Consider the following 16,513-nt stretch of genomic DNA (forward strand, 5'->3'; position numbering starts at 1 on the left):
AAGCGGGCGCCCGGCCGTCACACCGCGATGGGGAGCTTGTCGTAGCCGCGTACGGTGCTGCTGTGCAGGCGTGCCGCGCGCTCGTGGTCGACCTCCCACACGGGGAAGCGCCGCAGCGTCTCCTCCAGGCCGACGCGGGCTTCGAGGCGGGCGAGGGCGGCGCCGAGGCAGAAGTGGATGCCGAGGCCGAACGCGAGATGCCCGTCGAAGCGGCGGTGGATGTCGAAGCGGTCGGCGTCGGCGTAGGCGCGCTCGTCCCGGTTGGCGGCCCCGGTGAGCAGCAGCACCTTCGACCTCGCCGGCATCGTTGTGCCGTGCAGCAGGACGTCCCTGGTCAGGGTGCGCCCCTGCACCGGCGACGGGGACTCGTAGCGCAGGATCTCCTCGACGGCGTTGCGCAGCAGCGAGGGGTCGGCGGCCAGCTCCGCCCGCTGGGCGGGATGCGCGGCGAGCAGCACGCAGGCCCAGCCGAGCAGCCGGGCCACCGTCTCGGTGCCGCCGCTGACCAGCAGCCCCGCGAAGTCGGCCGCCTCGGCGGTGGTGAGCCGCCGCGCGCCGTCGCCGGTGGGCACCTCGGCCTGCACCAGCGCGCTCATCAGGTCGTCGCGGGGGCTCTTGCGCCGTGCCTCGACCTGCTCGCGGAAGTACGTGTGCAGCCTCGCCATGGCGGCGATGGCGACGTCGTTGATGATCCCCTTGCCCTCCTCGATGTGGAAGGCGCGGTCGATCTCCTCGCGTACCTCCTCCCGGTCGGCCGGGTCGACGCCGATCAGCTCGGAGATGACCCTCGACGGGAGCTGGACGGCGAAGTCCTGCACGTAGTCGAACTCGCCGGTCAGGGGGTCGAGCAGCTCGGCGCAGAGCGTGCGGACGTACCCCTCCAGCAGGGAGATCCGGCGCGGTGTGAAGGCCCGTGACACGAGTGTGCGCAGCATCGTGTGCTCCGGCGGGTCCATGAAGAGCATCATGCCGGTGCGCATCGGCTCGGCCGTCATGATCTCCAGCACGGTGCCGTACGCGGAGCTGTAGGTGCGCGGGTCGCGCGTGGCGGCCTCGACGTCCGCGTGGCGGGACAGGGCGTGGAAGGCGAGCTTGTCGTTGTGGTAGACGGGCTGCTCGTCGCGCATCCTGCGCCACAGCGGGTACGGGTCGAGGTCGATCGTCGTGTCGAACGGGTCCCAGTACAGTGCGGTCACGGCACGCACCCTCCTCGGTCTGCCGTCGTCCACCGGCGCCGCAGGTGTCGGCGCGCCGCCGGTCCGCCGACGTCAGCATGTCACGGTACGGCGGATCCCGGTACGGCCCTCACTCCTTCGCCGGCAGGAGGCGGTCGACGAGGGTCCTGAGCGTCTTGGCGTCGTCCGGGCCGAGCCGGTCCAGCAGGTGACGCCGGGTGGCCGTCTCCAGCGCCGGCAACGTCGCGTCGATCAGGTGCCGGCCCGCCGGGCTCAGCGTGACCTCCACCCCGTTCGGAACCTTGTCGCGGGCCACGTAGCCGCGCTCGCCCATCCGGGTCAGCAGGTGCGACAGCCGCGTCCGATCCCAGCCGAGGGTGGCGGCGAGGGCGTTCTGGCGCAGGCTCCCGCCGGACTCGTGCAGGCACACCAGGACGCCCAGCTCCGGCTCGGACAGGCCGGACGCCGCAGTGGTCTCCGCGATGACGGCGGTGCGGACCATCTCATGGGCGCGCTTCCACCGCAGCCACAGCTCGGTCGCCGCACCCGGCCCAACTGTTGACATATCAACACCTTACTTCCTAGTGTTCGTCCCGACCGCACCGCTCGACGGACAAGGACCTCTCGATGCTCGATCCCCGGCGCCACTACGCCAGCCTGCGCCAGGTGGCGCTCCTGCCCCTCCTGCTGTTCCTCCCCGCCGTGATCGCCTTCTTCGCGGACCCGGACGTGGCGTGGGGAGAATACCTGGGCGTCTTCTTCCACCTCTCGATCCTCTTCCTGGTGTCACGCCTGGACGCGGCGCCCTGGGCCAAGGCCGCGGGCTACGGCTGGGTGGTGCTCGACGTGCTCGCCGGCATCCTCATGATCAACGCGGTCGAGTACGATACCGCCTGGGCGGTCCGGCTCGGCGGTCACGTCCTCGCCGGCGTCTGGATCGTGGCGAGCTCCCTGGTCAGCCGTTCCTGGCCGGTCCGCGTGGTCGGCGTCGTCACCGGCGTCTGGCTCGGCGGCTACTCCTTCGCCGGCACCCTTCTCGCCGAAGAGGTCCTGCGCCCGGCCGGCATCATGATCCTCGCCTGGTTCGCCCTCCTGGCGATCTTCCACCGGGACGAGCCCGCGCCCGCGCCGGCACCGGCCTGACCCTCGCCCCATGTCACATCCGCGCCCCCTCGATCCGTCTGCAAGCACGAATCGAGGAGGTAAGGAAGATGACCGACATCCTGGTACTCGGCGGCGGCTACACGGGCGTCACGGCGGCTCTCAGGGCCGCCCGCCGGACCCGCCGCACGGGCGGGCGCGTCACGCTGGTGAACGCCTCCCCGCGCTTCACCGAGCGGCTGCGCCTGCACCGGACGGCGGCCGGCGAGCGGCTCGCCGACCACGCCCTGACCGACGTGCTCGCGGGCGGCGGCGTCCAGTTCGTGCTGGGACGGGTGGCCGCGATCGACCCGGAACGGCACGAGGTGCGCCTCGACCCCTCGCCCGGGCACGAGGCGCGCACCCTGCGCTACGACAAGCTGGTCTACGCGCTCGGCACCGTCACCGACGTGACCGTGCCCGGGGTCGCCGAGCACGCCTACGTCTACGACGACCACACCGCCACCGTCCGGCTCTCCCGGCACCTCGACACCCTCACGCGCGGCACGGTCGTCGTGGCCGGCGGCGGGCTGACCGGGGTCGAATCGGCCACCGAGCTGGCCGAGGCACGCCCCCACCTGCACGTCGTCCTGCTGACCAGGGGGCGGCCGGGGGCGATGATGGGGGCGGGCGCGCGGGCGTACCTGGACAGGGCGCTGCAGCGGCTCGGCGTCGAGGTGCGCGCGGGCGTCGAGATCACGAAGGTCCTGCCCGACGGCGTGGAGCTCGCCGGCGGCGAGCTGATCCACTCCGACGCGACGCTGTGGACCACCGGCACCAGGGGCTTGCCGCAGGCCGCCGCGTCGGGGCTGGCGGTGGACGAACGCGGCCGGATCGTGGTGGACGCGGCCCTGCGCTCGGTCTCCCACCCGGACGTGTACGCCGTCGGCGACGCCGCCGCCATCACCCAGAGCTTCGGTATCCTGCACGGCACCTGCCAGGGAGGCATCCCCAGCGCCCTGGCCGCCGCCGACTCGCTGGCGGCGACGCTGCGGGGGAGGAGGGCGCGGCCGTTCAGGTTCGGGTTCTTCCACCAGCCGGTGAGCCTGGGCAGGAAGGACGCCGTCATCCAGTTCACCCGCCCGGACGACAGCCCGCGCCGGTGGTACCTGACCGGGCGGGCGGCCATCGCCTACAAGGAGACGGTCAGCGACAGCCCGTTCACCCTGTTCAGGCTGCTCAAGCGCGGCCTGGTGCCGGTGCGGGCATTCGGCCTGACCGCCGGGCGGTCATGACCCCGGACGCGCGGGGGCGGGCCTTCGGGACCATGGTCCCGGGCGCGCGGCGGGTTGGTCCTGAGGATCATCGCCCCGGACGCGCGGGGGGCGGGGCCGTGGTGATCGGCCCCGCCCGCCGCACCCCCACGTCTCAGCGTTTCGTGACCGCCTCGCTGACGGCGTTGGGGCCGTCATACTGGCGGTCCGGCATGTTCTCCAGCGCCTGGACGATGTCGTCGCTCGCGTTGTGGTCGCGGGCCGCTTGGACCAGGTCGTCCTTGCTGGCGGGGTAGTCGACCCCGCTCAGGTGCTTCTGCAGGTCGATCGGATTCGGTGCAGTGCTCATGTCCGCCAGCTGCCCCGCGCTCACGAGACGTAACGGCGGGCCCGCGAGTTCTCCTGGGACGCCTCCAGGCTCGCCAGCCTGGCCTCGACCCTCGGGGGCACCCGCCGCCGCTCGGCCAGCACCCACGGCAGGCCGCGCAGCGCGTCCAGGGCCGCCAGCGCCGAGACGCGGTCGTGCGGCACCGTCCTGGCCAGGTGCGCGGTGCGGCGCAGCGCCGCCCGCAGCGGCCGCCGCAGCCACGTGAACCAGAGCGTGTTGCGCAGCCCGACCCGCCGCCTGCCGTGCGCGTCCCGCTGCTTGGACGCCTGGTGGTGCACGGTCAGCTCCTCCAGGTAACACAGCTCCCAGCCGGCCGTGGCCAGGTCCACCGCCAGCAGCTCCTCCTCGCCGCCCAGCCACAGCCGCCGCGAGAAGCCGCCGCAGGCGAGGAACGCCTCCCGCCGCAGCACGGACGCCCCCGCGAGGAAGCTGCCCAGCGCGGGCCCCGGCAGCCAGTCCGGCCCTGGGACGGGGGAGTCGCGCAGCTCGGCCACGATCGGGTCGTCGCGCCCGCCGGGCTCGGCCAGGATGCGGGCCGTCACCACGGCCAGGCGGGGATGGGCGTCCAGCACGTCGGCGGCCCGCGCCAGCGAGCCGGGCGCCCACCAGGTGTCGTCGTCGGCGAAGGCCACGTACGGGGTGCTCAGCCGCTCCACGCCCACGTTGCGGCCGACGGCGCCCAGGTTCTCGTCCAGGGCGACCACCTCCACCTCCGGGTACGCCCGCGCGACCGCCTCGGCGGTGCCGTCGGTGGAGCCGTTGTCCACCAGCACCACGTGGGGGCGCTCGGGGAGCGCGAGCAGGCGGCCCAGCGAGGTGAGCACCTCCTCCCGCCGGTTCCAGGTGATCACGACGGCACCCACCCGCGGGTCAGGCACGACGGCGTTCATGCGGGGGTCAGCCATCGGTCCGCTCCAGCGTGCGTCGTGCCCGTTCCACGGAGGTCGGCAGCTCGCGCCGTTCGGCGAGCGCGCGGGGCAGGCGGCGGACCGCCGTGCGCAGTCCCTCGCGGCCCGCCGAGCCGCCGCGCAGAGCCTGGAACGTGCGGCGGGCCACCACCCGCCAGGGGCGGCGCAGCACGGCGGTCAGTACGGCGTTGCGCGCGGCCAGCACCTGCCGGCCGCGCGGGTCCCTGGAGGGTGACGGGTGGTGGTGGGCGACCACGTCGTCCACGTACGCCAGCCCCCACCCCTTCGCGGCCAGGTCCACCGCCAGCCGTTCCTCCTCGCCGAAGAAGAAGATCACGTCGTCGAACCCTCCCGCATCGAGGAACGCCTCCTTCCGCACCACCGCCCCGCACGCCAGGAACCCCAGCACGCTCGGCCCCGGCAGGTCGGGCTCGACGCCGAGCGGGGAGTGGCGCATCTGCTCGGACACCGGGTCCAGCCGCTCCTCGGGGCCGACCAGGACGCGGGCGCCCAGGACCGCGAGGCGCGGGTAGGCGTCCAGCACGTCGGCGGCCCGTTCCAGCGCGCCGGGCGCCCACCAGGAGTCGTCGTCGGCGAAGGCCACGTAGGGGGTCTCGGCCATCTGGACGCCGATGTTGCGGGCGGGCGCGCCCAGGTTCCTGCCCGCCTCGACCACGTGGACGTCGGGGAAGTGCCGCTTGACGAACGTGGCGGTGCCGTCGGTGGAGCCGTTGTCGACGAGGATCACCGGGCGTGGGTGCAGGGGAAGCGAGCGGCTGAGCGCGCCCAGCCTGTCCTTGCTCGCCACGACGACCGTGACGCGGGCTCCGTTGTTCACAAGGTCTCACTTACCGGACGGAGCGGGCTTACTCCTCTTGACGGGCGGCGGGGCGGGGCGTAGGAAGGGGTAACAGTGTTACCGAGCAGAAACGGCGTTACCTCCATGACGGTTTCCGCGTACCAGCAGGCCCAGAAGGAAGGGCAGAGCGTCGTCAGGGCGGCCGTCCTCGACGCGGCCAAGCGGCTGCTCGTCTCCGAGGGGCCGGCGGCGCTCACCGTGCGGCGGATCTCCGGCGAGGTGGGCTGCTCGACCAAGGTCATCTACACCCTCTTCGGCGGCAAGGACGGGCTGGGGGAGGCGCTCTGGCTGGAGGGGTTCGCCCGGTTCGAGCGGTGGCTGCTGGCGGTGCCGCCGTCCGACGACCCGTTCGAACGGCTGCACGCCGGGCTCATGGCCTACCGGGAGTACGCGCTGAGCGAGCCCGACTACTACCGGGTCATGTTCCAGGGCGCGCTGCCGGGGCTGAAGCCGGGGCCCGAGGCGGTGGAGGCGGCCAAGCGCACGTTCGAGCTGCTGCTGCGGGACGTCGTCGACTGCCTCGACGCCGGGCTGCTGCGCGGGGCCGAGGCCAGGGAGATCGCCGACGTGTTGTGGATGGCTGTGCACGGCGCGGTGGGTCTGGAAATTTCGGGATTTTTCGATCGGGACGTGGCCGGGCGGCGCTACCGGCTCCTCTGTGTTTCGGTGCTCACCCCGTTCCTGGCGGCGGAGCCCCCGGCGGACGAGTTCCCGGCAAGCGAGTTCCTGGCGAGCGACGATGGAAGGGACAGGTCATGACCACTCCGTTCAAGAACGGGTTCGCGCCGGTGAACGATGAGATCACCGCGTTCGACCTCGACGTCACCGGCCGCATCCCGGCCGAGCTCAACGGCCGCTACCTGCGCAACGGCCCCAACCCGCTCAGCCTCGACGACCCCAGCGCCGCGCACCTGTTCTTCGGCGAGGGCATGGTGCACGGGGTGCGGCTGCGCGACGGCCGCGCCGAGTGGTACCGCAACCGGTGGGTGCGCAGCGCCCACGTCGCCGAACGGCTCGGCGAGGAGCCCAGGCCGGGGCCCGTGCACGCGGGCATGGACTTCGCGGCCAACACCCACGTCATCGGGCTCGGCGGGCGCACGTTCGCCACCGTGGAGGCGGGGGCGCTGCCGTACGAGCTGGGGTACGAGCTCGACACCATCGGCGCGTGCGACTTCGACGGCGGGCTGTCCGGCGGGTTCGCCGCGCACACCCACCTCGACCCGGTCACCGGCGAGCTGCACGCGCTGGCCTACTTCTTCGGCTGGGACCACCACCAGCACCTCGTGCTCGACCCCAAGGGCGTCGTCCGGCGCGTCACCGACATCCCGGTGCCCGACCAGCCGATGGTGCACGACTTCGCGCTCACCGAACGGTTCGTGGTGATCTACGACCTGCCCGTCACGTTCAGCATGCCCCACGCGGAGCGGGGGGACCGGCTGCCGTACGCGTGGAACGACGACCACCCCGCCCGCATCGGGCTCCTGTCGCGCGAGAGCGGCGAGCTGCGGTGGGTGGACGCGCCGTCGTGCTGGGTCTTCCACACGCTCAACGCCTACGACGACGGCGACCAGGTGGTCGTCGACGTGGTCAGCTACCCGAAGGGGTTCGTGGACGCGCGGCTCGACCTCGGCGGCGCGCCCACGCTCGACCGCTGGCGGATCGACCTGACGACCGGCCGCGTCGGGCGGGCCACGCTCGACGACCGCGCCCAGGAGTTCCCGCGCATGGACGAGCGCCGCACCGGCCGCCCCTACCGCTACGGCTACACCGCCGCCACCCGCGAGCTGTTCGACGTGGTGGGCGGCGTGCGGGGCAGCGAGCTGGAGGACCTGCCGGACGGCGCGTTCGACAACACGCTCATCAAGCACGACCTGCGGCACGGCACCCAGGAGGCGCGGCAGCTCGGGCGCGGCGCCTACGTGGGCGAGCCCGTCTTCGTCGGGGCGGGGGAGGCCGAGGACGACGGGTACGTGCTGTCGTTCGTCAACAACCCCGCCAGAGGGGCCGCCGACCTGGTCATCCTGTCCGCGCAGGACTTCACGGGCGAGCCGGTCGCCACCGTGCACCTGCCCGCCCGGGTGCCGCTCGGCTTCCACGGAAGCTGGATCGCCGACTGAAAGCAAGCCCCGGATCGCCCGGCCGGGCGGGAGCCGGCGCGCCGTGCGAGGCGGGGGCTGGATCGCGGGCGGGGGCGGGCCGGATCGCGTGGCCGTATGGAAGCTGGATCGGCGGGTGAGCCGGAGGCGGTAGCCTCTTCAGGTTGGATCCACACGTGAAGAGGGAGAGACCGTGGCCGGTCTGGTCGTCGCCATGGACGGCCCTTCGGGGTCGGGTAAGTCGAGCGTGTCGCGCGGAGCCGCCCGCGCGCTTGGCCTGCGTTACCTCGACACCGGGGCGATGTACCGCGCGATGACCTGGTGGATGCTCCAGCAGGGCGTCGACCTGACCGATCCCGCCGCCGTCGCGGCCCGCTGCGGCGAGCCCGCGATCGTCTCCGGCACCGACCCCGACGGCCCGGCCATCCACGTCGACGGCGTCGACGTCGCGGGCCCGATCAGGGAGTCCGACGTCACGGGCGCGGTCTCGGCCGTCGCCGCCGTGCCGGAGGTGCGGGCGCGGCTCGTCGCGTTGCAGCGTGAGATCATCGGCGCCGGTGACATCGTGGTCGAGGGCCGCGACATCGGCTCCGTCGTCTGGCCCGACGCCGCCGTCAAGATCTACCTGACGGCCAGCCCGGAGGCCCGTGCCCGCCGGCGCAGCGCCGAGGTGGCCGGCTCCACGGTGGAGGCGCAGCAGGAGGCCATGGCCCGGCGTGACACCCTGGACTCAACACGTAAGACCGACCCGCTCTCGATGGCGGCTGGCGCCATCGAGCTCGACACCACCGCGCTGACGCTCGACGAGGTCATCGCTGAGGTGCTGAGACTGGTCAAAGAGCGCACCTGAGCCGTTCAGGTGCGGTACTCACCTTAAGGATGAAAAATCGTGTCAACGGGGGATTGGGTCGAGGCTGACCTCGACGAGCTGGAGATCGACGAGCACGAGCACCACAGCGCGCCGCTGCCGGTCGTGGCCATCGTCGGGCGGCCGAACGTCGGCAAGTCCACGCTGGTCAACCGCATCATCGGCCGCCGCGAGGCGGTCGTCGAAGACGTGCCGGGCGTCACCCGCGACCGCGTCACCTACGACGCCAACTGGAACGGCCGCCGCTTCACCGTCGTCGACACCGGCGGCTGGGACCCTGACGCCACCGGCATGAACCTGCGCATCGCCGAGCAGGCGCAGGTCGCGGTCGAGCTGGCCGACGTGATCGTGTTCGTCGTGGACGCCACCGTGGGCGCGACCGACGCCGACGAGATCGTCGGCTCCGTGCTGCGCCAGTCGGGCAAGCCGGTCATCCTGGCCGCCAACAAGGTCGACAACCAGCAGCTCGAGCTGGAGGCCGCCGCGCTGTGGTCACTCGGGCTCGGCGAGCCGCACCCTGTCTCGGCCCTGCACGGGCGCTCCAGCGGAGACCTGCTCGACGTCGTGCTCGACGCGCTGCCCGAGACGCCCGCCGTCACGTTCGGCACCGAGCGCGGGCCCGCCCGCGTCGCGCTGCTCGGCAAGCCCAACGTCGGCAAGTCCTCCCTGCTCAACAAGCTGGCGGGAGAAGAGCGGGTGCTGGTCGACCCGATGGCGGGCACCACCCGCGACCCCGTCGACGAGCTGATCGAGCTCGGCGGGCGCACCTGGCGCTTCGTCGACACCGCCGGCATCCGGCGGCGCGACCGCGAGCTGCAGGGCGCCGACTTCTACGCCGCCATGCGCACCAGGGCCGCGCTCGAACGTACCGAGGTGGCGATCGTGCTGATCGACGCCAGCGAGCCGCTCACCGAGCAGGACCTGCGCATCATCGGCCTGGTCATCGAGTCCGGGCGGGCCATGGTCGTGGCCTTCAACAAGTGGGACCTCGTCGACGAGGACCGCCGCTACTACCTGGAGAAGGAGATCGACCGGCAGCTCGTCCGCACCCCGTGGGCGCTGCGCGTCAACATCTCCGCCAAGACCGGACGGCACGTCGACCGGCTCGTCCCGGCCCTGGAGAAGGCGCTCGACTCCTGGTCCACGCGGGTGCCGACGGCCCGGCTCAACGCGTTCCTCACCGAGCTCGTGCAGCAGACGCCGCCGCCCGTGCGGGGCGGCAAGCAGCCGAAGATCCTCTTCGCCACGCAGGCGTCCGTCGAGCCGCCCAAGTTCGTGCTGTTCACCTCCGGCTGGCTGGAGGACACCTACCGGCGCTTCATCGAGCGGCGCATCCGCGAGGAGTTCGGCTTCGCCGGGTCGCCCATCGAGGTGACCATGAAGATCCGCGAGAAGCGCGGCAAGAAGGACAAGTAATCGTTTTGCCGCCGATCCCCGCGTGATCGTAGGATCGGCGGCAACGCGTTGACGGAGACGAGTAGCCAGCGGCCCCGCACGGGCCGAGAGAGCCGCCGGTAGCTGCGAAGGCGGTGCCGTGCCCCGCTGGTGAAGACACTCCCGAGTGCGGGGAGGAAATGCCCCGCCGGCCTGACCCCCGTCATCGGGTCATCGAGGCCGTCCCCACGGGGCGGCGAAAGTGCGGTGGCACCGGGAGCTCCCTTCTCCCCCGCACTCCCAAGGGGTCATGCACTTCCTCATGAGGAGCTGTGATGATCTCTCGTGTCATGTCGGCGGAGCTCGCGAAGCACGCCGGCCAACGAGTGACGATCGCCGGCTGGGTCCATCGCCGCCGGCAACTCAAATCCGTGTCCTTCCTCGTCGTCAGGGACCGCACCGGGCTGGCGCAGGTCGTCGTGCCCGGAGACGCCGCGGGTGCCCTGACCGGCGAGGCCGCCGGTGTTGCTGCCGGGGTCGGCGCTGGTGACCTGCCGTCCGAGGAGAGCGTCGTGCGCGTCACCGGCACGGTGGCGGCCAGCGAGCAGGCGCCCGGCGGCCACGAGCTGGTCGCGCCCGAGATCCACGTGCTCGCCCGGCCGGCCACCGCGCCGCCGTTCGACCTGTACCGGCCCGTGGTCGGGGCGGCGCTGCCGACCGTGCTCGACCACGCCCCCGTGGCGCTGCGGCACCCGCTGCTGCGCGCCGGGCTGGAGATCTCGGCCGCCAGTGCGGCCGGGTTCCGCGAGACGCTCGACCGGCTCGGCTTCACCGAAATCCACACGCCCAAGATCGTCGGCTCGGCCACCGAGTCGGGCGCGAACGTCTTCGGCCTCGACTACTTCGGCCGGCCCGCCTACCTCGCCCAGTCGCCCCAGTTCTACAAGCAGGCGATGGTCGGGGTGTTCGAGCGGGTCTACGAGGTGGGGCCCGTCTTCCGCGCCGAGCCGCACGACACCGTACGGCACCTGGCCCAGTACACGAGCCTCGACGCCGAGCTCGGCTTCGTCCGCGACCACCGCGACGTCATGGCCGTGCTGCGGGAGGCGGTGGCGGGCATGATCGAGTCGGTACGCCTGCGCGCCCCGCCGCGCTCGACCTGCTCGGCGTCGTGCCTCCCACGGTGCCCGCCGAGATCCCCGCCATCCACTTCACCGAGGCGCAGCGGCTCACCTCCTCCAACGAGCCCGACCTGTCGCCCGCGCAGGAACGGTGGCTGTCGGAGTGGGCCGAGCGGGAGCACGGCTCCGAGTTCCTGTTCGTCACCGGGTACCCGATGAGCAAGCGCCCCTTCTACACCCACCCCGACCCCGGGCGGCCTGGTTACACCAACGGCTTCGACCTGCTCTTCCGCGGGATGGAGCTGGTCACCGGCGGGCAGCGGCTGCACCGGTACGAGGACTACGTGCGGGCACTGGCCGAGCGGGGCGAGGGGACAGCGGCGTACGAAGGGTATCTCCAGGCCTTCCGGTACGGGATGCCGCCGCACGGCGGGTTCGCACTGGGGCTGGAGCGGTGGACGGCGCGGCTGACGGGCGCGGCGAACGTCCGGCAGACGACGGCGTTCCCCCGCGACCTGCACCGGCTCTCACCCTGACCACCGCATGACACCACCGCGTGCCCGCCTCCGCTCATGGGCGGGGCGGGCACGCCTCAGCGGCGCGGCATGAGGGCGGCGACCGCCGCGCCCAGCACGCAGATGAGCGCCGTCACCAGGAACATCTCCGTGTACTCCGTGTGCAGGGCCGCCTGCACCTTCGCCGTGTAGTCGGCCAGTTGCCGCTGGTACGTCTCCGGATCCACGCCGAACGGGAGCGGCGTGTCCAGGTGCGCCGTCAGCGACTGGAACCGGTGGAACCCCCACGCCGACACGGCCGCGATGCCGATCAGCATGCCCATCATCCTGGCCACCACGACCGCCGCCGACGCCACCCCGTGCTGCGCCGCCGTGCTCGCCCGCAGCACCGCCGACGACACCGGCGCGATCACCAGCCCCAGGCCCAGACCGGCCAGCACCAGGTCACGGTCCAGCGTCAGGCCCGCCCCCGCCAGGTCGAGCGGCCAGCGGCTCATCAGCCAGTAACCTCCGGCCGCCAGCACCATGCCCGCCACCGCCACGGCCCGGTCGCCCAGCCTGCGCGCCAGCAGCCCGCCCAGCAGCGCCGCCACCGTCAGCGCCGCCAGGAACCTGGCCAGCACCAGCGCCGCCGCCAGCGGCTCCTTGCCCAGCAGCGTCTGCGCCGTGAGCTGCACGAACACCATCGTGACCAGGAGCGCGGCGCCGGCCAGGAAACTCACGGCCAACGTGGCCAGGAGCGGGCCCTTGCGGGTGGTGGTGAGGTCGAGCAGGCGCACGGGGGAGCGGATCTCCCACCACACGAACGCCACCCCCGCGACCACGCCGGCCGCGATCACCGGCGGGCCCCACGGCGGGAGGACGGTGGTGGCCGGGTCGGGGTTGTAGAGCCCCACGACCAGCAGCCCCAACGCCAACGCCAGCAACACCCCACCGACCACATCCACCCGCCCGACCCGCACACCGCCGCCCGCGCGCTCGGCCCCCGCACCGCCGCCCGTGTGCTCGGCCTGCGCGCTCCCGGTCGCCTGCTCGGCCACCGCACCGCCGGTCGCGTGCTCGGCGTGTGCGCTCCCGGCTGACTGCTCGGTCTGCGCATGGTCGGCCGCGTGCTCGGCCACCGCACCGCCGGTGACCTGTTCGGCCTGCGCACCATGGGCTGCTCGCGCCGCCGCGTCGGGCGTGGCTTCGGGCGTTGTCGTGTGGGGCGCGAGGTCCGGCGCTGCACCCCGCGTCAAGGGTGCGGTGGTGTGGGCTGTGGCGCCGGCCGTGGTCGCGTGGGGCATGGTGCCCGGCGACGCCTGGGCGCCGAGTGGAGGTGGCGGGTTCGTGCCGGGCGTGGGTGGCGGGTTCGGGGCGGGTGGGTGTGGGGGGACGGTGAAGTGGATGGCGAGGGCGGCCAGGGCGGCGAGGGGGACGTTGATCCAGAAGATGGCGTGCCAGCCCCCAAGCTCCACGCCCGCCACCACGGTGCTGGGGACCAGTGCCAGCGCGCCGCCGTACAGGGGGCCGAGGGCGCTGCCCAGTTCCTGGGCGGCGCCCACCGCGCCCAGGGCGACGGGCCGCTCGCGTTCGTCCCACAGGTCGCCGATGAGTGCCATCGTGATCGGCAGCAGCGCGCCCCCGGCCACCCCCTGCACGGTACGCCCGGCCACCACCATGGTCTCCCCGGCGGCCAGCGCGGTCAGGACGGAGCCGAGGGCGAAGGCCGCCAGGCAGGCGTGGATGAGGGGGCGGCGGCCGTAGCGGTCGGAGAGACGGCCGAGCAGCGGCATCGCGGCGACGTACCCGAGCAGGAAGCCCGTGACGATGGGGGTGGCCCGCTCCAGGTGGTTGAGCGGGATGCCGACGTCCTCGGCGATGTCGATCAGGACGGTGACCACAACGTACGCGTCGAGCGCCGCGAGCAGCACCACCGCGCCGCCCGCGCCGAGCACCACCCGCCGGGCCCGCCTCATCTCGCGGACCTCGCCGGAGGTCGTCTCATGGGGCTCACCCTGCGGCGGGCGGCGTGATCGTGACGGGCGCGTCGTAGTCGCTGAACGACACCGTGACGGTGCCGCCCTGCAACGGCAGGCTCGCCTTGGTGAGGCGGCTGGTGGCCTGGTCGAGCCAGACCTTGGCGTTGACGCCCTGGGTGACGCCGGGCACGATCGGCGCGATGACGTTGGCGGGGAGGGTGGCGGCGACCCGGTAGGAGCCGGACTCGGCGGCCTCGACCTTGGGGTCGGTGGCGGAGGCGAGCAGGTTGGCGATGCCCTTGGCGGGCGCCAGGATCGCGGACGGGTCGTAGTACTGGGCGAGCTGCTGCTTGCTCATCTTCTGGAAGCCGCCGGTGGGCCCCTTGAAGTGCACCGTCTCACCGACGAGGGTGAAGGAGACCTCCTGGAGGCTGCCCAGGATGTTCAGGGTGAGCGTGCCGTCGGCGTCGCCGCCTGCGGTGAGCCGGCCGTCGGCCTTGGTGATCGGCAGGTTGGGCTTGCCTTCCGTGGTGATCGAGAAGCCGGCCGACTTGACGGCCTTCATGGCCTCGGCGGCCTTCTTCATCAGGTCGGGCCCGGCGGGCAGCTCGGCCCCGCCGCCACCCGACGAGCACGCCGCCGCTAACGCGAGCACGGCGACGACGAGGAGTCTTCTGAGCATGCCCGGATCGTATCGACCGTCGGCTCGGGTCGCGCACGGTCGCCGATATCGGTTGGGTGTCAGCGCAGGCCCCCGGGTCTCGGCGCAGGCCCCCGGATGTCAGCGCAGGCCCCCCGGGCTCAGCGCGGGCCGGACGTCGGCACAGCGCGTCAGCGGAGCTTCTTCAGGTGCTCCACCAGCGGCGCGTACGCCTCCTCGATGGCTTCGAGCTGGTCGTCGGTGAGCCGGTCGACGAAGTGCTCGCGGACGCCCGCCACGTGGTGCGGCGCGACCCGCTGGATCGTGTCCCAGCCCTCGTCGGTCAGCACCGCGTACGTGCCCCTCCGGTCGTCGCGGCAGTCTTCCCTGACGACCAGGCCCTTGGCCTCCATGCGGGAGATCTGGTGCGACAGCCGGCTGCGCGACTGGATGGTCGCGTCGGCCAGGTCGCTCATCCGCATGCGCCGGCCCTGGCTCTCGGAGAGGTTAACGAGGATCTCGTAGTCGTTCAACGAGAGTGAGTGCTCCTGCAGCTCGCGGTCGAGCCGGTGCATGAGGAGCTTGTGCAGCGCCAGGTGTGTACGCCAGGCACGCTGTTCGGCGGGTGAAAGCCAGCGAGGCGCGCTCATGATCCCCAATCTAGCGCACGTAGAGTTGAACACCATGGGGGAGCCCAAGTCGGGGGAGAGCCTCGGCACCGTGCTCGTCGCCGGCGCCGCGAACCTCACCATCGCGCTGGCCAAGCTCGTCGCCGGCCTGATCGGCGGCTCGGCGGCGATGTTGTCGGAGGCGGCGCACTCGGCCGCCGACACGGTCACCGAGCTCCTGCTGCTGGTGGCGGTGCGCCGCTCGGGCAGGCCCGCCGACCGGCGGCACCCGTTCGGGCACGGCAAGGCCGGGTTCTTCTGGGCGATGATGGCGGCGGTGGCGACGCTGGTGGGCGGGGCGGGGTTCTCGGTCACGCACGGGCTGCACGAGATCAGCCATGGTGAGGAGCTGGCCAACCTCACGCCGTCGTACGTGGTGCTGGCCGTCTCGTTCGTGATCGAGGCGGTCTCGTTCTCGAAGGCGTACCGGCAGTTGCGGGCCGAGGCGGTCCGCTACGAGGTGAGCCCCGTGCGGCTGGTGCGGCTCACGTCCGACACCGCGTTGAAGGCCGTGCTGTTCGAGGACGCGGCGGCGCTCGTGGGGCTGCTCGTCGCCGGTGCGGGGCTGCTGGGCTCGCAGCTCACCGGCTCGGCGCTCTGGGACGGCGCCGCGTCCGTCGCGATCGGCCTGCTCCTGCTGGTCGTCGCGCTCATCCTGATCCAGTCGAACCTGTCGTTGCTCATCGGCCAGGCCGCGCCGCAGGCGCTTGAGACCGGGGTGCGGGCCGTGTTGCTGGCCCAGCCCGAGGTGGAGGACGTGGTCGAGCTGCTGACGATGATGATCGGCCCCGGCGAGGTGCTGGTCGCCGCGAAGATCGACTTCAGGGACGAGGCCAGCGCCGCCGGGGTGGAGATCGCCTGCGAGGAGGTGGACCGGCGGCTGAGGGAGCGCTTCCCCGGCGTCAGGCAGGTCTTCCTCGACCCGACCCCCACCCGCCGCCGCTCATGAAGGCCCACCCTCATGAAGACCGACCCTCATAGACCGACCCTCATGAAGGTGCGCCCGGGATGGGGGCGCGGCGGGCCGGGGTGTCGGTGACGACGGCCACCCTGATGTCCGGGCCGGCGGTCCACTCCAGCAGGTGGCGTCCGGTCAGGTCATCGCCGCCCGTGCTCACCTTGTCGAGGGTCAGCTCGCCCCGCTTGATGAGCGCCTCCTTGCGCGTCCAGTGCCGGATCAGCTCGTCGTTGCCGGTGACCAGCGCCCGCTCGCGCGGGGTCAGCACGCGGTCGGCCAGCACCGTGTCGAGAGGCCCCGGGCGGACACGCTCGGCGTCCACCCCGACCTTGCCGGGCCCGGCCGCCGCGCACACGTAACCGCGCGTGTGGCTGAAGCTGACGCCGAGATCGGGATACTGCTCGAAGTACGGCCTGCCGTGCCCGAAACCGTGCATCTCGCAGTACTGCAGCAGCGTGAGCCGCGCCGGGTCCTCGCCCAGCACCTCGGCGGCGCAGAGCCGGACGAGGAGGTGGGCGGCGATGAAGATGCTGCGGTCGGTGTCGAACTTGAAGCGGGCGGCCCGCTCCTTCTCCACCTCGGTGAGCCAGTCATCGGGGGCGCGCACCTCGTCGGGGCGGCCGCCCAT

17 protein-coding genes and 1 pseudogene are annotated in these 16,513 nt (G+C 72.7%); 9 read left to right on the forward strand and 9 right to left on the reverse strand.

All coding sequences use genetic code 11. The features are described from left to right. Positions 1-17: 17 nt before the first annotated feature. On the reverse strand, positions 18-1,196 hold the full coding sequence (locus tag KIS93_RS55270; protein ID WP_230466391.1) for a cytochrome P450: 1,179 nt from the start codon (positions 1,194-1,196) through the stop codon (positions 18-20). Between the two features lie 109 nt (positions 1,197-1,305). Next, positions 1,306-1,740, reverse strand: coding sequence for a MarR family winged helix-turn-helix transcriptional regulator (locus tag KIS93_RS55275; RefSeq protein ID WP_080040949.1), 435 nt, complete (start codon positions 1,738-1,740; stop codon positions 1,306-1,308). A gap of 62 nt (positions 1,741-1,802) precedes the next feature. On the opposite strand from KIS93_RS55275, the gene KIS93_RS55280 reads away from it, so the two are divergent. Both KIS93_RS55280 and KIS93_RS55285 read left to right on the forward strand, forming a co-directional pair. After that, complete coding sequence (locus KIS93_RS55280; RefSeq protein WP_080040948.1) at positions 1,803-2,318, forward strand: hypothetical protein; 516 nt, start codon at positions 1,803-1,805, stop codon at positions 2,316-2,318. 68 nt (positions 2,319-2,386) lie between these two features. Further along, a complete protein-coding gene (locus KIS93_RS55285; RefSeq protein ID WP_080040947.1) occupies positions 2,387-3,550 on the forward strand; it encodes an NAD(P)/FAD-dependent oxidoreductase in 1,164 nt (387 codons plus the stop codon). A 133-nt stretch (positions 3,551-3,683) separates the two neighbouring features. On the opposite strand, the gene KIS93_RS55290 is transcribed toward KIS93_RS55285, so the two are convergent. Genes KIS93_RS55290 through KIS93_RS55300 form a run of 3 tightly spaced genes read right to left on the reverse strand, consistent with a single transcriptional unit; the run spans position 3,684 to position 5,663 of the window. Next, on the reverse strand, positions 3,684-3,878 hold the full coding sequence (locus KIS93_RS55290; RefSeq protein ID WP_080047003.1) for a DUF2795 domain-containing protein: 195 nt from the start codon (positions 3,876-3,878) through the stop codon (positions 3,684-3,686). 20 nt (positions 3,879-3,898) lie between these two features. Then, positions 3,899-4,822 (reverse strand): glycosyltransferase family 2 protein, encoded by a 924-nt coding sequence (locus tag KIS93_RS55295; protein WP_230466390.1) that lies wholly within the window; start codon positions 4,820-4,822, stop codon positions 3,899-3,901. Next, entirely contained in the window at positions 4,815-5,663 is an 849-nt protein-coding gene (locus KIS93_RS55300) for a glycosyltransferase family 2 protein (RefSeq protein ID WP_080040945.1), read from the reverse strand. Before KIS93_RS55300 ends, KIS93_RS55295 begins: the two co-directional genes overlap by 8 nt. 105 nt (positions 5,664-5,768) lie before the next feature. Here KIS93_RS55300 and KIS93_RS55305 point away from each other — a divergent pair, with 105 nt between their 5' ends. From KIS93_RS55305 to KIS93_RS68050, 6 genes and pseudogenes are all read left to right on the forward strand, one after another. Next, a complete protein-coding gene (locus KIS93_RS55305) occupies positions 5,769-6,443 on the forward strand; it encodes a TetR/AcrR family transcriptional regulator (protein ID WP_080040944.1) in 675 nt (224 codons plus the stop codon). After that, complete coding sequence (locus KIS93_RS55310) at positions 6,440-7,801, forward strand: carotenoid oxygenase family protein (RefSeq protein WP_080040943.1); 1,362 nt, start codon at positions 6,440-6,442, stop codon at positions 7,799-7,801. Before KIS93_RS55305 ends, KIS93_RS55310 begins: the two co-directional genes overlap by 4 nt. 172 nt (positions 7,802-7,973) lie before the next feature. Beyond that, complete coding sequence (gene cmk / locus KIS93_RS55315) at positions 7,974-8,630, forward strand: (d)CMP kinase (RefSeq protein ID WP_080040942.1); 657 nt, start codon at positions 7,974-7,976, stop codon at positions 8,628-8,630. A gap of 39 nt (positions 8,631-8,669) precedes the next feature. Then, positions 8,670-10,064 (forward strand): ribosome biogenesis GTPase Der, encoded by a 1,395-nt coding sequence (gene der, locus KIS93_RS55320; RefSeq protein WP_080040941.1) that lies wholly within the window; start codon positions 8,670-8,672, stop codon positions 10,062-10,064. A 293-nt stretch (positions 10,065-10,357) separates the two neighbouring features. Further along, positions 10,358-11,362: an amino acid--tRNA ligase-related protein gene (locus KIS93_RS68045; RefSeq protein WP_222108033.1), complete on the forward strand. Its 1,005-nt coding sequence runs from the start codon at positions 10,358-10,360 to the stop codon at positions 11,360-11,362. Next, positions 11,263-11,679 (forward strand): annotated as a pseudogene (locus KIS93_RS68050) (amino acid--tRNA ligase-related protein); the annotation flags it as partial. The gene KIS93_RS68045 and the pseudogene KIS93_RS68050, both read left to right, overlap by 100 nt. Before the next feature lie 56 nt (positions 11,680-11,735). On the opposite strand, the gene KIS93_RS66770 reads toward KIS93_RS68050, so the two are convergent. The 3 genes from KIS93_RS66770 to KIS93_RS55345 all read right to left on the reverse strand — a co-directional run bounded on the left by KIS93_RS66770 (position 11,736) and on the right by KIS93_RS55345 (position 14,909). Next, positions 11,736-13,616: an MFS transporter gene (locus KIS93_RS66770; RefSeq protein ID WP_230466389.1), complete on the reverse strand. Its 1,881-nt coding sequence runs from the start codon at positions 13,614-13,616 to the stop codon at positions 11,736-11,738. Between the two features lie 34 nt (positions 13,617-13,650). After that, positions 13,651-14,301 carry an LppX_LprAFG lipoprotein gene (locus KIS93_RS55340; RefSeq protein WP_080040940.1) on the reverse strand — a complete coding sequence of 217 codons (651 nt, stop codon included), beginning with the start codon at positions 14,299-14,301 and terminating at the stop codon, positions 13,651-13,653. Positions 14,302-14,450: 149 nt separating this feature from the next. After that, positions 14,451-14,909 (reverse strand): MarR family winged helix-turn-helix transcriptional regulator, encoded by a 459-nt coding sequence (locus KIS93_RS55345; RefSeq protein ID WP_080040939.1) that lies wholly within the window; start codon positions 14,907-14,909, stop codon positions 14,451-14,453. A gap of 34 nt (positions 14,910-14,943) precedes the next feature. Between KIS93_RS55345 and KIS93_RS55350 the strand changes: the two genes are divergently transcribed. Then, the gene (locus tag KIS93_RS55350) at positions 14,944-15,876 is read left to right on the forward strand and encodes a cation diffusion facilitator family transporter (RefSeq protein WP_080040938.1); all 933 of its coding nucleotides are present in this window, start codon (positions 14,944-14,946) and stop codon (positions 15,874-15,876) included. Positions 15,877-15,916: 40 nt separating this feature from the next. Here KIS93_RS55350 and KIS93_RS55355 read toward each other — a convergent pair whose 3' ends face one another. Further along, entirely contained in the window at positions 15,917-16,513 is a 597-nt protein-coding gene (locus KIS93_RS55355; protein ID WP_080040937.1) for a 4'-phosphopantetheinyl transferase family protein, read from the reverse strand.

This window comes from [Actinomadura] parvosata subsp. kistnae (assembly GCF_900323885.1).
Lineage (GTDB): Bacteria > Actinomycetota > Actinomycetes > Streptosporangiales > Streptosporangiaceae > Nonomuraea > Nonomuraea composti.